This is a genomic window from Pseudomonas sp. IC_126, assembly GCF_004331835.1.
GTDB lineage: Bacteria > Pseudomonadota > Gammaproteobacteria > Pseudomonadales > Pseudomonadaceae > Stutzerimonas.
In genome coordinates this window covers 301,584-317,759 of the sequence record NZ_SJSS01000005.1, presented here as the reverse complement: position 1 = coordinate 317,759, position 16,176 = coordinate 301,584, and the positions used below count along the sequence as shown (strand labels likewise).

Below are 16,176 nucleotides of genomic sequence, written 5' to 3'. Positions count from 1 at the left end.
GATGAAGCTGCGAACTGAACGATGGGTTTTGAACAACTAGCAGAGCTACGAGACCGCCTACGAGCTGAAAAGGTGCAGGAAAAGACTGATGGTAAGCAGCAGCGTATGCGGAAGCCTTCTCGGAAGACAGAGCCTCGCGAGCAAGATCCTGCGGTGGAAGCAATCTGGCGGTTGCAGAAGCGTTTTCCATTGGCTTTCCCGGTCAGTCCGGCCCCCAAGGTACCGCTAAAGGAAGGGATTCTCCAAGATGCTGAGCAACACCTGGATCTGCTCGGAATAACCAAGGAACAGCTCAAGCAAGGCGTCGCTATCTGGTGCCGAGGAAGTCGCTACTGGGCATGCATGACGGAGAATGCGCCACGCATGGACCTGAATGGTCAGGCGGTTGGCGTGGTGACGGCGAACCAGGCGCTGCACGCGAAGCAGCAAGCTAAGCGGCAGCGCGGCCAAGCACGACGTAGTCAAAAAAAGCCAAAAGAGCGTATGCCGGATAAGGCCGCCGATTCTGCTGTGGAACGGGTAGCGGATTAAAAACAAGTGACTCCATGCCGCCCGCATTCGACGGCGCAGCAAAAAAGGGGGCCGAAGCCCCCTGCGGCTAGAGCAAGCCCTGCTCTGCGAACGAAACCGTTGCCTCGCCGCCCACGATGATGTGATCCAGCGTGCGTACCTCCACCAGCGCCAGCGCCTCCTTGAGGCGCTGGGTCAGCACCTTGTCCGCCTGGCTTGGCTCTGGATTTCCGCTCGGATGGTTATGCGAGAAGATCACCGCCGCAGCGTTAATCCGTAACGCCTCCTTCACCACTTCGCGCGGATACACTGAAGCCTGGTCGATCGTACCCCTGAACAACTCCACGTACTCAAGCAACCGATGTTTGCTGTCCAGGAACAGCGCCGCGAACACCTCGTGCTCGAAACCGACCAGCTTGGTACTCAGGTAATCTTTGACCACATCCGGTGCGTCAAACAGCACCCCGCGCTGGTACTTCTGATCAATCGCCTGACGCGCCACGCTCAGGATCTGGTCTACAGATGCCGGCAGGTAGCGCCCCTGTGCATCACGCACCAGCAGCATGGCATCGAACGAGGAAAAGGAAAGTTGCGACATGGTCGTGCTCCGGTTGCTCGGGCGGAATTGCCCGGAACCGGCGCCAGCACGGCGCAGCGCAGCTGTCAGGGGTCACCGACGGCCGCCAGGACGCCAGCGTGCAAAGCACGCGCCGCCCTTGACGGCGAGAACGCCGTGATACGGTAAAGGGAACAGTAAGACCGCCCCCCACTCCACCCATGCCACGGATCGAGGCAAGCGGAGCGCGCAGGCCCTCAAAGGGCCGAAGACATCTGGGATCAAAGCCGGATGACCGCGACTCGGCACGAGGCGAGGGGCGCAGCCCGCGAGCCCGACGGCGGATCGCCGGATGCCTCAAAATGGGAATCCCTCAGACAACAGAGCGAAAACGTGAGGTCGGACGGCAGAAGATCATTTAGCAGCTTTCGGCCAGAAGCAGCCTCCGACTAGGCATGTGCTTCCGACCCAAGGCAGATAATGTGGAGGAGCGCTTGATGATCATTTCCACATTTAGGCAGAGCTGGCTCGGCTAAGTGCATACTGTCGCTATGCCGCAGAAATGGATTAGAGGTGCTTTGACCACCGTCCGTGTTCAGCGGGCATAAACTAGGCTGCTCTACCGTAAAAACTCCGATGAGCACTAACGTACAGGGACGCACGCAATGGCAACGCACAACGATGCTACCGGGTATCTCCTCGCCTATCGCGATACCGTCAATGAGGTGTGGTTCCACGCCATCTGTGACCACGCAATACAGTCTAATGGGGAGCCACTCGCTGACTCGGATCTCGAAAAGCTCTGGAACTACTTTATCGGAACCGAAGCGTTCAGCCCTGTGGCTGCCAGACCTCCTCAGCTAGCTTTACCTGCCAAGGCCGCCTCGCAGACTTACCACCTAGAGCAGCTAACCGCATTCCGAGACTTCAAGCGCCTGAGTCCATCTCTTACGCTCGACTTGCCTAAGAAAGTAACTTTGATTTTCGGTAAAAATGGCGCGGGGAAGTCCAGCCTCTGCCAGGCACTGAAAGTGCTATCTAATCCCGAAAAGCCAAAAGAACTCCTTACCAACGCCAGAAGCAAAACGAAGGTACTGGCCTCGTTTGGATATAAATTCAAAGACTCACCGAGTATGCAGAACTGGAGTGAGCTAGATGGCTACGGCGTGCAAGCACAAGCACTAAAGTATTTTGACTCAACCATTGCCATTAAACACGCGACAGGCTCGTTAAACCCCGAGGCTGTCGTTGAGATCTCTGTATTCCGGCTGGAGTGCTTCGAGTACGCAAAGAGTTACATCAAGCAATTTCAACAGTTTTGCCTGACAAAAATCAACTCAACACGAAATAGCACAAATCTGGCGATCACTGCTCTTAAAAACAGGGTCATTACTTCTATCGACATTGCCACTGGCGAGTTTGCCAGCTGGGAGGCGACCAATACGAGCCCCATGTTGAGGTGGATATCAAGCATACCCGCCTACGACCCAGCTACAAAAGAAACTAGAGCCCAGCAACAGCAGCGACTCCAGCAACTTACTGCCGCTACGAGCCAAGAAGGGAAAAAATCGCTTCAAGCAGAACAATCACTGTTATCTCAGTTAGAGTCCACCCTGCGTTTATTTAAGTCAACTTGCGAAAAATATTCCCCTGCCGAAGTAGTTCTGATCACGAACACACTTCATCAAAAGCAGGCCGCAAGCATAGAGCTAGGCCGCGCTGCTTTTCCTGAAGGAACTGACCCTCAACTGCACCAGAAGTTAATTTTTGCAGCAAATAACTCGACCCCGTTGTTAACGGCGCAGTCATGCCCGCTCTGCCTTCAGGAGGTTTCGCAGACACGCAGCATGCTCTTCAAAAGCTATCATGAGTTCCTTATATCTACTCTGCATGCGGAAATCGACCAACTCAAAGCGCGCCAAGATAGATTAAATGAAGCGTATGCTGTGGTCTACAATCTTCAAAAACCAGATACTCTGATTTATACATCTCACTTTTCGCCCGAGTTCATGCTAGGCTTGAATGCCACTTTAGATCGCGTTGACCGTGCGATTCGTGAGAAAACCATAACCGATGAAATGATCGACAATTACTCGCAATACCTGCAAATCGATAACTATATCGACAAAATCTCCGAGCGCCATACGCAAATTACTTCAGCTCTCTCGCTAGCCTCCGCCGACCTTGATAAAACAGAAGCCGAAATTAAGAGGCTGCAAAATGCGATAAACTTAGACATCGTCTATGAGGCCGCCTTTAGCATTAAGGAGGATGCCGTCGAGCTATGCAATGCAGCTATTAGCTTCGAGGAGGCAGCAGAAATTGTAAACGGCTTCAACTTCACTTCCCGCCAGGCTGCGGTGACTGCAAGGATGAAGGAAGCCCACACCGAGTTGGTTTTGAATTCGTTTATCCCTCACCTTGATAACGAATATAAAAGGCTGAGCGGCTCATCTTTAGAGCAGATGGGAGTCAAACTCGCCACCCAGGGGGCGGAGGCCATCGTTACACCTAAGGTTGGTGACAGCCCAGTACATCGGGTACTCAGCGAAGGTGAACAGAAGGTGCACGCACTTGCAGTATTTATGTGCGAGGCATCGACCACGGCACATCAAGTGCTAGTTCTGGATGATCCTGTTACTAGCTTTGACTACAACTACGTATCGAACTTCTGTGAAAGACTGAGAGACTATGTAAGGGACAACCCCAGCGCCCAACTTATCATCCTTACCCATAACTGGGATTTTTTCGCCAATCTTCAGTCAACGTTTAACCGCTCAGGCTTGGATCATTGCTTGTCAGTGCAGGTGCTTGAAGACTGTTCAACAGTGTCTGAGTACGTCGAGAAATGGGATGAATTGTGCACACAGATAGAGGCGTACACTAGCTCACCCGATGAGCCCTCCAGCGCCGAGAAAGAACAACTTTCCGGCCTCCTTCGCAGGCTGATTGAGCGCATCACTAATGGCTATGTATTTAACGAACAGCGCCATCAATACAAGCACAAGGGTCTGAATATTTCGACCTTCCATCAATTTACAAAGCTTGTCCCTCTTCTGCCTCAAGAGGCTGACAAACTCAGAGATCTTTATTCAAACCTCAGTCCCACTGAGCATGATGATATTCGCAATTTTTATTCAGGAAAGTCGCGAGACCAATTTAAATCTTGGTATGACGATCTGATTGCCATGAAGGCCGCCTTACTGGCGAGGAAGCCGAAATGAAAGTAAATAGTTGCGATGTATATCTTGAGCGTTACCGAATGTAGGAGTTGGTTTTCCCTAGTCTGAGCGTCCGCTTTTGGCCGGTAGCTGCCAGTCGTGACCGGCTGCAATTGTCCGTAAGCCTTCGTGGTGGTGTTGTCCTTCGCTCGCGGGCATCAACTGAATCCCGCGACTACAAGGGCATTGCAGATGGATCTAGGTTTCGCTCCTCTACGCTGCAACAGGTTGTCTCGATAGGTACCGAACCGCACCATGCCGCTATTCCGCAGACTCCCTTAGTCAACGTGGAGCCACAATCGCCTATGCCCAGCTTACTGATTTCTAAAAACAGCGAGCCACTGCCCATTCCAGAGACAGACGGCTACGACGTGCTACCACAGTTTCCGAAGCAAAGCCCCCTACCGTTTCGGCGCACCATCCGGCGACAAGAGCTAAGACAGATCATCCCTCTGTCCGAAACGACCATCTACGAGATGGAGCGTCGTGGCGAGTTCCCTAGACGCTTTAACCTGACACCGCGTTGCGTCGTATGGGACTTAGCTGAGGTGGAGGCGTGGATCGAGGAGCGCAAGCAGGCGCCTCGTAAAGACATCAGCGGCCCGGATGTCCGCCTACGGAAAACCCGTCCGGCTCGGTCGACCTCAGATTAGGTATGCGGCCGATGCAGGCCTCAGCCAACTAGAGCTTCCAGCTCTTTAGAAGTCGAGCGAGGTAGGCGCCGAGTTTCCTTCGCCAGATTGACCTGCAAGGCCACTTGAGCCACCTCCAGAACATCCCTCGCCAGCGAATAGCTACCCTTCGCCTGCAGCCAGGCCAGCACGTCCGCCAGGTGCCAGATCGACGCACTGCCCTCGTGCACCGGTGCCGGGAAGCTGCCCGGATTGGCCAGCATCAGCTTGCGCATGTTCTGTCGCGATACACCAACCATTTCAGCCACGTCAGTGAGGCCGACCAGATCCGGAGCGACCTCTATCAGCCTGGCCGAGGGCACCGCATGGCGCACATCGGCCAGTGCACTGCGCACAGCCGCATCCGCATTCTCCGCCTCTCGAGTGAACTCCAGAGCCAGCCGACCCGGCTGGCCGATGCCGACCAGAGCATCGTCGCAGCCCGCTTCACCAAGGCGCTCGACCAGAATATCCGGGGTACGTTCGTCCTCAGCGAGTTGGTATTTCAGGGTGAAGGTGTATTCCATCGTGCTACTCCTCTGCACCGTTGGCAGTATCCTGCTGCGTACGATGCGTGGTGCAGTTGTCCACCACGCGGCGTAAGGCGCGCGCATGGTTGCTGGGGTTCTTCGGCGTACTCCACACGCTGGTGATGCAGAACTCGCCGCAGCGACATTCCTCGTCGTTATAGGGACAGTAGATCCGTCCCCAGGCGTGACTGCCGCCAACCTCGATGCGCCACCCCTGCCCTTCGGCATGTTTAAGCGCTTCTTCGATCTCTTTCTTCGGATGTGAAGGACGGGCCATGGATGGTCTCCAGTATTCGTATGATTCGACAGGTTGTCAACTGACAACCTGTCCATTCCTTTATACGGCTGCACTCAATACCGGCACGGACACATTGTCCGGCAACAGCTTCGGAAGGTGAGTCCGACCATTGATCCAGGCATCAACCATGTCTGCCCACTCTTGCAACATGTGGCGCCGCTGCTCCGCATATTCGGCCTTGTTGTAGACGGAGCGCGAGGAACGCCCGTCCTCATGCGCCAGGCACTTCTCAATCCAGTCACCGTTGAAGCCCACTTCGTTGAGTAGCGTAGAGCCAGTCCTGCGCAGGTCGTGCACCGTAAACGGCTCCAGCGGCAACCCCGCCTCCTTGGCCCGCGATGCGATCAGTTGCGTGATTCGGTTCAAGGTCGCGTGCGACATGCAACGGTGGATGTCGTAGCGAGAGGGCAGGACAAACCTCGATCCTGCAGCACACGTATGCAGTGCCACGAAGATATCCAGAGCCTGGCGCGACAGGTGAACCACGTGGGGATTGCGTCCCTTCATACGCTGCTTGGAGATCGTCCACGTGGCGTTCTCAAAATCCACCTCATTCCAAGTAGCTTCTATCAGCTCGCTTTTACGCACCAAGGTCAGCAGTACCAGGCGCAAGGCCAATCGAATGGTGGGGTACGCCGCTATAGACTCCAACTGGTGAAAAGCCAGGCGAATCTCGGTCGGGGTCAGCGCTCGGTCTTTCGGCACGAAGGTGGCGATCGATGCCGCCTTCACATCGTCGGCCGGATTCTCCACCTTCTCGCCGTGCAGGATTGCGAAAGCAAAGACCTGCTTTACGATGTCGCGAATGTGGACGGCCGTTGCCGGCGCACCACGCCCCTTCACCTTGGCGCAGAGCATGCGGAGATCGTCTGCAGTGATTTCGGTCAGGAGACGGTTCTCGAAGACCGGCAGGATGTCGCGATCAATGATGCTCTTACGCATGGATCGCGTGCTGTCGGCCATACGCGCATCAGTCAGCCATCTCTTCAGCATGTCGCCAAACGACTTGGCAGCGGTCAGTCGCCGCTTGGCTCGCTGTTTTTCCAAGGAGGGAGATATGCCCTGGCCAACCATTCGCTTGGCATCCAGCAGCTTTTCGCGCGCCATGGCCAAGGAAATCCCCGCTGGCCCATACCGTCCGATGGTCAGCGTTTCCCGGCGTCCATTGAGACGGTAATCGTAGCGAAAGGTGACGGTACCGCCGGGCGATACCGTTACGTACATCCCGTCTCGATCGGAAGCCTTGTAGGGCTTGGCTTTGGGCTTTAGTTTGCGCAGTGCAGTGTCGGTCAGCATTGAGGTTTTCCTCCTGTTCAGGACGGCTTTTACCGTCCAAGCTCAGGAGACCTGCTGATGCCGGGAAAGCCGCATGAAAGAAGCTTTCCCAATGGGAGATTTACCGTCAAAGACCGGTTTGGTCTCGATAGTAAACGGGAGGGTCTTAATCTGGCCTTCAGTTCCTACCGTCACCCTTACCGCCAGAGCGTTCTGCTACTCGGCGATAGCCACCGATAGACGCCGTGACGTATCTTCTTCTAAATCAACACGTTACAGCAACTAATCGATAGGTATCGATAGTCCTCGAAGGACCTGATATCACTCCCACTCAATCGTCGCCGGCGGCTTGCTCGATACGTCGTAGGTTACGCGGGAGATGCCTTCGATTTCGTTGATGATGCGGTTGGAGACCTTCTCCAGCAGCTCGTAGGGCAGGTGTGCCCAGCGGGCGGTCATGAAATCGATGGTTTCCACCGCGCGCAGCGCGACGACCCAGGCGTAGCGGCGGCCGTCACCGACTACACCGACCGATTTCACCGGCTGGAACACCACGAAGGCCTGGCTGGTCTTGTGGTACCAGTCGAAGTTGCGCAGCTCTTCGATAAAGATATGGTCGGCGCGGCGCAGCAGGTCGGCGTATTCCTTCTTCACCTCGCCGAGAATCCGCACGCCCAGGCCCGGGCCCGGGAAGGGATGGCGGTAGACCATGTCGTAAGGCAGGCCGAGCTCGAGGCCGATCTTGCGCACCTCATCCTTGAACAGTTCACGCAGCGGCTCGACCAGCTTGAGGTTCATTTCCTCGGGCAGGCCGCCGACGTTGTGGTGCGATTTGATCACGTGGGCCTTGCCGCTCTTGGCGCCAGCCGACTCGATCACGTCCGGGTAGATCGTGCCCTGAGCGAGGAACTGGATGTTGTCGAGCTTGCTGGCCTGGGCATCGAAGACGTCGATGAAGGTGCGACCGATGATCTTGCGCTTCTTCTCCGGGTCGGCTTCGCCAGCGAGGTTCTCCAGGAACTGCGCTTCGGCATCGGCGCGGATCACCTTGACGCCCATGTTCTGGGCGAACATGGCCATCACCTGGTCGCCTTCGTGCAGGCGCAGCAGGCCGTTGTCGACGAAGACGCAGGTCAGCTGGTCGCCGATGGCCTTGTGCAGCAGTGCGGCGACCACCGAGGAATCGACGCCGCCGGACAGGCCCAGCAGTACGTTGGCGCTGCCCACTTGGGCGCGGACCTGCTCGACCAGGTCTTCGACGATGTTCGACGGCGTCCACAGCGCCTCGCAACCGCAAATTTCCAGCAGGAAGCGCGACAGGATGCGGCCGCCCTGCTTGGTATGGGTCACTTCCGGGTGGAACTGCACGCCGTAGTAGCGGCGGGCCTCGTCACCGATCGCGGCGATCGGGCAGCTCGGCGTGCTAGCGATGATATGGAAGCCTTCCGGGATATCGGTGACCTTGTCGCCGTGGCTCATCCAGACGTCGAGGCCGAACACGCCGTCGTCGTCCATGTGGTCCTCGATGCCGTCGAACAGCTTCGACTTGCCGACCAGGTCGACCCGCGCATAGCCGAATTCACGCACATCCGAACCCTGCACCTTGCCGCCCAACTGCTCGGACATGGTCTGCATGCCATAGCAGATGCCGAACAGCGGCACGCCCAGATCGAACACCGCCTGCCGCGCGCGTGGGCTGCCCTCCTCGTGCACCGACTCGGGGCCGCCGGCGAGGATAATGCCGCGCGGGGCGAAGGCACGGATGTCCTCGTCGCTCATGTCCCAGGGATGCAGCTCGCAATAGACCCCGAGCTCGCGCACGCGGCGGGCGATCAGTTGGGTGTACTGGGAACCGAAGTCGAGGATCAGGATGCGGTGGGCGTGAATGTCGGGATGAGACATGGGGCTTTCCTTCGGAAAAAGCTTGAAGCTGAAAGCCAGAAGCTGGAAGCAGAGGCCCGAAGTCGCGACTTCAAGCTTCCAGCTTCCAGCTCCCAGCGCCTATTAATCGAGGCTGGATCAACCGACCCGGTAGTTGGGCGCCTCTTTCGTGATCTGCACGTCATGCACATGGGACTCGGCCATACCGGCACCGGTGATACGCACGAACTGCGGCCGCGAACGCATCTCGTCGACGGTGGCGCTGCCGGTATAGCCCATGGAGGCGCGCAGGCCGCCCATCAGTTGATGGATGATCGCCGACAGTGAGCCTTTGTAAGGCACGCGGCCTTCGATGCCTTCGGGTACCAGTTTCTCGGCACCGGCGGAAGAGTCCTGGAAGTAGCGGTCCGAAGAGCCCTGAGCCTGGGACATGGCGCCCAGCGAGCCCATACCGCGATAGGCCTTGTAGGAACGGCCCTGGAACAGTTCGATCTCGCCCGGAGCCTCTTCGGTGCCGGCGAACATCGAGCCCATCATCACCGCGTTGGCGCCAGCAACGATAGCCTTGGACAGGTCACCGGAAAAGCGGATGCCGCCGTCGGCGATCATCGGCACACCGGTGCCTTCCAGCGCGGCGGAAACGTTGGCGATGGCGGAAATCTGCGGCACGCCGACACCGGCGACGATGCGCGTGGTGCAGATCGAGCCCGGGCCAATGCCGACCTTGACCGCATCGGCACCGGCCTTGACCAGGTCCAGCGCGGCTTCGGCAGTGGCGATATTGCCGCCGATCACCTGCACCTGTGGGAAGTTCTGCTTCACCCACCGCACGCGATCGATCACGCCCTTGGAGTGGCCGTGGGCGGTGTCCACCACCACCACGTCGACGCCAGCAGCCGCCAGCGCCTCGACACGATCAGCAGTATCCGCACCAGTCCCCACGGCAGCGCCGACACGCAGGCGGCCCTGCTCGTCCTTGGAGGCCAGCGGGTAGCTCTTGGCCTTCTCGATATCGCGGAAGGTCACCAGGCCGCGCAGATGGAAGTTGCCATCGACCACCAGCATCTTCTCGATGCGGTGCTCGTAGAGCTTGACCTTGATTTCTTCCAGCGGTGTGCCTTCTTCGACGGTGATCAGGTCCGCCTTGGGCGTCATGATCGCCGCCACGGTGTCGCCGGTATTGGGCGTGAAGCGCAGGTCGCGGCCGGTCACGATGCCGACCAGCTCCTTGCCGGAGACCACCGGAAAACCGGAGAAGCCCAGCTCGCGCGCCTTGCGCAGCAGCTCGCTGATCTTGGTCTCGGGCGTGACGGTGGCCGGATCATGGACGATGGCCGTCTCGTGACGCTTGACCTTGCGCACTTCGGCAGCCTGCTGCTCGATGCTCATGTTCTTGTGGATGATGCCGATGCCACCTTCCTGCGCCATGGCGATGGCCAGGCGGGCTTCGGTGACGGTATCCATGGCTGCGGAAACCAGGGGAATGTTCAGCTCGATCTCGCGGGTCAGGCGAGTCTTGAGGCTGACATCCTTCGGCAGAACCTCGGAATATCCCGGGATCAGGAGAACATCATCGAACGTCAGAGCTTCTTGGCTGATACGCAGCATGGCGGGGGCTCCCAGGCGGGAAAAAGGAAGCGCGGCATTATACCCACGCACACCATCACGCTCAATGCGGTTGTGAGGTCCGCCGTGCGCACTCCGCTTCGCTGCATTGGCAAAATGACCGATCGGTCACAACTGCTCGACCACTAGCGCCACTCCAAAACCAAGGCGTGCGGCGAACTCGTCAAGGAAGGACTGGCTGAAGCCGGCCTCACCCCAACCATTGAAGATGAACCCGAGATTGGAGAAACCGCAGGCCGGAATGAAAAGAAAGCCGTTGATGTCGTCTTCATAACCGCATTCCGGGCAGGTAAAGGTGTCGGTCTGCGCGGGCATCCACTCGTCGAGACTCTCGAACAACGCCTCACCGATCTCGCGGCGACATTCAGGGCAACCCGCCTCCTCGGCAAAATCGTGAGTCGGCGTATAGATGCAGCGCTTGGTCACAACCTCCAAACCATTGATCGGCTGGTCGAACGGCAGCCGTTCCGGATGCAGGACCACGGCGCGCGCGCCCGGCGCGATCGCATAGGCCATGCCGCTGGCACCGCGACCACAGGTGGTCGGCAGCGCCTCGACGATGCGCCTCTCGACGAGCCAGCGAAGGACCTTTCGCGCCCTGGCTTCATGGCCAGGAAAGGTGGAAATACGCGGCACGATGATCGCTTGGCTGTGGCTCATGATGGGCTTGGGTCGAAGGTGGAGGAAAGCCGCGCAGCTTAATACGCTGCCCGCTCAGGTCAATCGCGCCCGGTCGGAGCCGAGCGCGCGCGCCGTCCACCTTCAGCCTCCAGCGCTCTTCGGGGTCATTTCCCGTATCATCGCCGCCATGCTCAAAGATCCCTTTCAACGCTTGAATCTCGACCGCGAGATCCTCACCGTCAGCCAGCTCAACGGCCGCGCGCGGCTGCTGCTGGAGGACGTGTTCGCCCAAGTCTGGGTCGAAGGCGAGATATCCAACCTTGCCAAGCCGGCTTCCGGCCACATCTATTTCACGCTGAAGGACAAAAACGCCCAAGTGCGTTGCGCGCTGTTCCGGCAGAACGCCTTACGAGTGCGCCAAGCGTTGCGCGACGGCTTGGCCGTGAAGGTACGCGGACGGGTGTCGCTGTTCGAGGGTCGTGGTGACTATCAGTTGATCCTCGACAATGTCGAGCCGGCGGGCGACGGCGCGCTGCGTCTGGCCTTCGAAGCGCTGAAGGAAAAGCTCGGTGCCGAGGGCCTGTTCGATGCCGACAGCAAGCGCGCCCTGCCCGCACACCCACAGCGGATCGGCATCGTCAGCTCGCCGACCGGCGCGGTGATCCGCGACATCATTTCGGTGTTTCGCCGCCGCGCGCCCCATGTGGCACTGACGCTGGTGCCGACACCGGTCCAGGGCCGCGAAGCGACTACACAGATCGTCCGCGCCATCGAGCTGGCCGATCGTGGCGGTTTCGATGCGCTGATCCTGGCCCGCGGTGGCGGCTCGCTGGAAGACCTCTGGTGCTTCAACGAAGAGGTCATCGCCCGCGCCGTAGCCGCCTGCCAGACGCCGATCGTCAGCGCCGTGGGCCACGAAACCGACGTGTCCATCGCCGACTTCGTCGCCGATGTGCGTGCACCGACGCCTTCTGCCGCGGCCGAATTGCTGGCACCCAGCAGCACGGATATTTCCCAACGCCTGGCAAGCCTGCGCCAGCGTCTGTTGCTGCGCATGCAGGACCGGCTTCATCGCGACAGGTCACGGCTCGAGAACCTGACCAAGCGTCTGCGCCACCCCGGCGAACGCCTGCAACAGCAAGCCCAGCGCATCGACGACCTCGAACAACGCCTGCTGCGCGGTATCGACCGTCGCCTCTGCGCGGGCCAGGAGCGCTTTGCCCGCCTTGATACCCGCCTGGGCGCACAGCATCCGGGGCGCACCTTGAAGCTGCTGCGCCAGCGTCTTGAGCATCTGTCCGAGCGCATGCCGCGTGCCATGCAGGAAAGGTTAAAGACCCGCCGCCAGCAGCTGCAGGGCCTGGCGCAGACGCTCAATATCGTCAGCCCGCTAGCAACCCTGTCGCGCGGTTACAGCATTCTGCTGGACGAACACGGCCATGCCGTCCGCCGCGCCAGCCAGACGCAGCCCGGCCAGCGCCTCAAGGCCCGTCTCGGTGAGGGTGAGCTGGATGTGCGAGTGGAAGATAACCACCTCGAGCCGGTGACACTGCCGCTGCTTTGAACGAGCAAGCCCGGCGGGAAATACCTGCCGGGCTTTAGTTTCTTACCTCGCCGCGCCTTGCTCCTCGATCCGCTTGAGCAATAGCGCCGTGACGCGCCGGTCCTTGACCTCGGTGACGTGCAAGCGCCAATCGGCATGCTCCACCTGATCGCCGATCACCGGCAGGCGATCGAGCAGGCTCATCACCAGCCCGGACAGGGTCTGGTAGTCGTCGGTCGCCACCGCGCGAAAACCGAGGCGCTCGCGCAGCACGGCGAGATTGACCGCGCCGTTGATGCGGTAGCCACCCTCCACCGGCTCGATATCCGGTCCCTCCACCTCGCTGGCATCCGGCAGCTCGCCGGCGATCGCTTCGAGAATATCGGTCAAGGTCAGCAGGCCTTCGAAGCCACCGAATTCGTTGACCACGAAGGCGATGTGGGTCGAGGCATGGCGCATCTGTTCCAGAGCGCTAAGCACCGTACAACTGTCGGGCAGGTTGATGGGCGCACGCACCAGCGGCTCGATCTCTGGCGCCTCGCCATTGAGCAGCGTCTTGAGCAGCTCCTTCTTGTGCACATAGCCCAGCGGCTCATCCGGCGAATCGCCACGGGCCACCACAAGACGCGACTGCGGCGAGTTGAGCAACGCCGTCTGGATAGTCGCGGGCTCGCCGTCGAGGTTGATGCGGTCCACTTCCATGCGATCGGTCATCACTGTGCGGATGGACTGCTCGGCAAGATTGAGCACGCTGCTGATCATCACCCGCTCGCGGCGGTTGAACAGCGAACCCGGCTCCGTCTGACCGCTCCGATCCACCATGTCGGCGATCTCGTCATCCACTTCGTCGGCTTCCAGTTTGCCGCCGAGCATACGCAGCACGGCGTGGGCGGTGCGTTCGCGTAGCGGGCGGGCGCCCTGCAGGCTGCGCTTGCGACGCGAACGGGCCAGCTGGTTGAAGAACTCGATGGCGATGGAAAAGCCGATGGCCGCGTACAGGTAGCCCTTCGGAATGTGATAGCCCAGACCTTCGGCGGTGAGGCTGAAGCCGATCATCATCAAAAAGCCCAGGCAGAGCATGATCACCGTCGGCCGCGCATTGACGAAGGCGGTCAGCGGCTTGCTCGCCAGCAGCATCAGCGTCATGGAAATGACCACGGCGATCATCATCACCTGCAGATGCTCGACCATGCCCACGGCGGTGATCACCGCATCGAGGGAGAACACCGCGTCGAGCACGATGATCTGCGCTACCACCGGCCAGAAGCGGGCGTAGGCCTTGCTGCCGGTGTGCTGGTGCATACGGCCTTCCAGCCGCTCGTGCAGTTCCATAGTCGCCTTGAACAACAGGAACAGGCCACCGCCGAGCATGATCAGGTCGCGCCCGGAGAAACTTTTGCCGAAGAGTTCGACCAACGGCTCGGTGAGCGTCACCAGCCAGGCGATGCTTGCCAGCAGGCCCAGGCGCATCACCAGCGCCAGGCTCAAGCCGATGACGCGCGCACGGTCGCGCTGCTCGGGCGGCAACTTGTCCGCGAGGATGGCGATGAAGACCAGGTTGTCGATGCCCAGGACGATTTCCAGGACGATAAGCGTGAGAAGGCCCAGCCAGGCCGTAGGATCAGCGATCCATTCCATGTTTGCGGTCTCCTGTGGTGGACAGGTGGCGCACTACGGCGCAAGCGGTGCACGCGTGGGATAACGCGACATCGGAGGTTGGAATGATCGAAAAATAGCAGCTGGAGAGCGCCGCGATCGTCATGGCCGACGATCGCGGCTGGGTACAGGGAATGTTCATGGAGCCCTTGGGGTAGATACGGGACCGAGAGAATAGTCAGCAGCGAGGAGCGCGTCACGACCGATTGGTTACGAGTGTTTTCAGACGACCGCGCCGTGGAGCCCTACGCCGTATACCCTTCCCCCCGCCAAGCGTTTACGCGAGGATGGCCATTTCTCCAAGCGGATCCCGCCCATGCCACGCGTCATCGTTTTTCTGCTTACGCTCGTGCTCACTATTCCCGCCCACGCCGAGGGCTTCATCACCCGTCTGTTGAACAAGCCGGTGCCAGGCGGTGTGGCAGTGGTCGAACTGGGCGACGGCGTCGCCGCGCCGCAGGTGCGCTACCAGGGCAAGCCGGCATTGGTGATCAGGGAGGACGGCCAGCGCTGGATTGCCATTCTCGGCATCCCGCTCACGATCAAACCCGGAGCGCAGCAGGTGGACGTCAATGGCAGCCCACGCAGCTTTCAGGTCGAGCACCGCAAATACCGCGCCCAGCACATCACATTGAAGAACCAGCGCCAGGTCAATCCGAACCCCGAGGACCTCAAGCGCATCGAGCGGGAATTGGCCGAGCAGACCGAGGCCTATCGTCAGTTCAGCCCCAACCAGCCCAGCAACCTGTTGTTCGACAAGCCCGTCGAAGGCCCGCTCTCCTCGCCTTTCGGCCTGCGTCGTTTCTTCAATGGAGAAGAACGCAACCCGCATTCAGGTCTGGATTTCGCCGCCAAAGCCGGCACACCGATCAAGGCACCGGCGGCCGGCAAAGTGATCCTCACTGGTGACTATTTCTTCAATGGCAAGACGGTCTTCGTCGACCATGGCCAGGGGCTGATCAGCATGTTTTGCCACCTGTCCGAGATCGGGGTGAAGGTCGGCGACCCGCTCGGTCGCGGCGAAATACTGGGCAAGGTCGGCGCCACCGGCCGCGCCACCGGGCCGCACCTGCACTGGAACGTCAGCCTTAACGACACACGTGTCGATCCGTCGATATTCATTGGCGCGTTCAAACTCTGAACCGCAATAAAAGGAGCTACCGACATGCGTATCAAAGCCACCGAGTCCACCCTGCTGATCATCGACATCCAGGAGCGCCTGCTGCCGGCCATCCTGGACAGCGCCGCCATGATCGAGAACACCGCCTGGCTGCAGCAGATCGCCCGACGTGTCGAGGTGCCGGTGCTGATCACCGAGCAGTACAGCAAGGGGTTGGGGCCGACCGCAGCCGTACTTCGCGAAGGCGTGGACGCCGACTCCATTCTGGAAAAGATGGAATTCTCCTCCGCCGCAGACGGCGAACTGTTCAAGCGTCCCGGCGGGGATCGCAAGCAGTTCGTGGTCTGCGGCTGTGAGACCCATGTCTGCGTCATGCAGACCGTGCTTGACCTGTTGGAGCACGGCTGCCAGGTGTTCGTGGTCGAGGAAGCGGTCAGCTCGCGCCGCGCCTCCGACAAGGAGCTGGCGTTGCAGCGCATGCGTCAGGCCGGCGCGCAGATTGTCTCACGCGAGATGGTTGCCTTCGAATGGATGGAGCGCGCCGGCACCGACCTGTTCAAGTCCATCAGCCGTGAATTCATTCGCTGAGCCGAACGGCAGCTCGTACCCGTCCACTGCCGGGACTGCATTGGCGGATTTTGTTAAGGTCCGCCTCCTTGCAGCACGTC

General features: G+C 59.6%; 14 protein-coding genes. 6 read left to right on the top strand and 8 right to left on the bottom strand.

Annotated features, from left to right (window positions below; all coding sequences use genetic code 11):
• Positions 1-21: 21 nt before the first annotated feature.
• Positions 22-531 carry a ProQ/FINO family protein gene (locus tag E0D86_RS17040; RefSeq protein ID WP_131651231.1) on the top strand — a complete coding sequence of 170 codons (510 nt, stop codon included), beginning with the start codon at positions 22-24 and terminating at the stop codon, positions 529-531.
• A gap of 67 nt (positions 532-598) precedes the next feature.
• Here E0D86_RS17040 and radC read toward each other — a convergent pair whose 3' ends face one another.
• Complete coding sequence (gene radC, locus E0D86_RS17035) at positions 599-1,108, bottom strand: DNA repair protein RadC (RefSeq protein WP_131651230.1); 510 nt, start codon at positions 1,106-1,108, stop codon at positions 599-601.
• Between the two features lie 623 nt (positions 1,109-1,731).
• On the opposite strand from radC, the gene E0D86_RS17025 reads away from it, so the two are divergent.
• Both E0D86_RS17025 and E0D86_RS17020 read left to right on the top strand, forming a co-directional pair.
• On the top strand, positions 1,732-4,290 hold the full coding sequence (locus E0D86_RS17025; RefSeq protein WP_131651228.1) for an AAA family ATPase: 2,559 nt from the start codon (positions 1,732-1,734) through the stop codon (positions 4,288-4,290).
• Positions 4,291-4,592: 302 nt separating this feature from the next.
• A complete protein-coding gene (locus E0D86_RS17020) occupies positions 4,593-4,940 on the top strand; it encodes an AlpA family transcriptional regulator (protein WP_131651227.1) in 348 nt (115 codons plus the stop codon).
• A gap of 20 nt (positions 4,941-4,960) precedes the next feature.
• Here E0D86_RS17020 and E0D86_RS17015 read toward each other — a convergent pair whose 3' ends face one another.
• From E0D86_RS17015 to E0D86_RS16990, 6 genes are all read right to left on the bottom strand, one after another.
• Positions 4,961-5,485, bottom strand: a complete 525-nt coding sequence (locus tag E0D86_RS17015; protein ID WP_131651226.1) for an AlpA family transcriptional regulator — start codon at positions 5,483-5,485, stop codon at positions 4,961-4,963.
• Positions 5,486-5,489: 4 nt separating this feature from the next.
• Positions 5,490-5,765, bottom strand: coding sequence for a hypothetical protein (locus tag E0D86_RS17010; protein ID WP_131651225.1), 276 nt, complete (start codon positions 5,763-5,765; stop codon positions 5,490-5,492).
• A 60-nt stretch (positions 5,766-5,825) separates the two neighbouring features.
• Positions 5,826-7,082, bottom strand: coding sequence for a tyrosine-type recombinase/integrase (locus E0D86_RS17005; RefSeq protein WP_131651224.1), 1,257 nt, complete (start codon positions 7,080-7,082; stop codon positions 5,826-5,828).
• A gap of 300 nt (positions 7,083-7,382) precedes the next feature.
• Positions 7,383-8,963, bottom strand: coding sequence for a glutamine-hydrolyzing GMP synthase (guaA, locus tag E0D86_RS17000; protein WP_131651223.1), 1,581 nt, complete (start codon positions 8,961-8,963; stop codon positions 7,383-7,385).
• A gap of 117 nt (positions 8,964-9,080) precedes the next feature.
• Positions 9,081-10,550 carry an IMP dehydrogenase gene (gene guaB, locus E0D86_RS16995; protein WP_131651222.1) on the bottom strand — a complete coding sequence of 490 codons (1,470 nt, stop codon included), beginning with the start codon at positions 10,548-10,550 and terminating at the stop codon, positions 9,081-9,083.
• Positions 10,551-10,676: 126 nt separating this feature from the next.
• Complete coding sequence (locus tag E0D86_RS16990; RefSeq protein WP_131651221.1) at positions 10,677-11,228, bottom strand: sugar ABC transporter ATPase; 552 nt, start codon at positions 11,226-11,228, stop codon at positions 10,677-10,679.
• Between the two features lie 148 nt (positions 11,229-11,376).
• Between E0D86_RS16990 and xseA the strand changes: the two genes are divergently transcribed.
• Positions 11,377-12,753 (top strand): exodeoxyribonuclease VII large subunit, encoded by a 1,377-nt coding sequence (xseA, locus tag E0D86_RS16985; protein WP_131651220.1) that lies wholly within the window; start codon positions 11,377-11,379, stop codon positions 12,751-12,753.
• Positions 12,754-12,795: 42 nt separating this feature from the next.
• Here xseA and E0D86_RS16980 read toward each other — a convergent pair whose 3' ends face one another.
• On the bottom strand, positions 12,796-14,370 hold the full coding sequence (locus E0D86_RS16980) for a TerC family protein (protein WP_131651219.1): 1,575 nt from the start codon (positions 14,368-14,370) through the stop codon (positions 12,796-12,798).
• Positions 14,371-14,704: 334 nt separating this feature from the next.
• Between E0D86_RS16980 and E0D86_RS16975 the strand changes: the two genes are divergently transcribed.
• Positions 14,705-15,529, top strand: a complete 825-nt coding sequence (locus tag E0D86_RS16975) for a peptidoglycan DD-metalloendopeptidase family protein (protein ID WP_131651218.1) — start codon at positions 14,705-14,707, stop codon at positions 15,527-15,529.
• A 24-nt stretch (positions 15,530-15,553) separates the two neighbouring features.
• Positions 15,554-16,096 carry a hydrolase gene (locus tag E0D86_RS16970; RefSeq protein ID WP_131651217.1) on the top strand — a complete coding sequence of 181 codons (543 nt, stop codon included), beginning with the start codon at positions 15,554-15,556 and terminating at the stop codon, positions 16,094-16,096.
• The last annotated feature ends 80 nt before the right edge of the window (positions 16,097-16,176 follow it).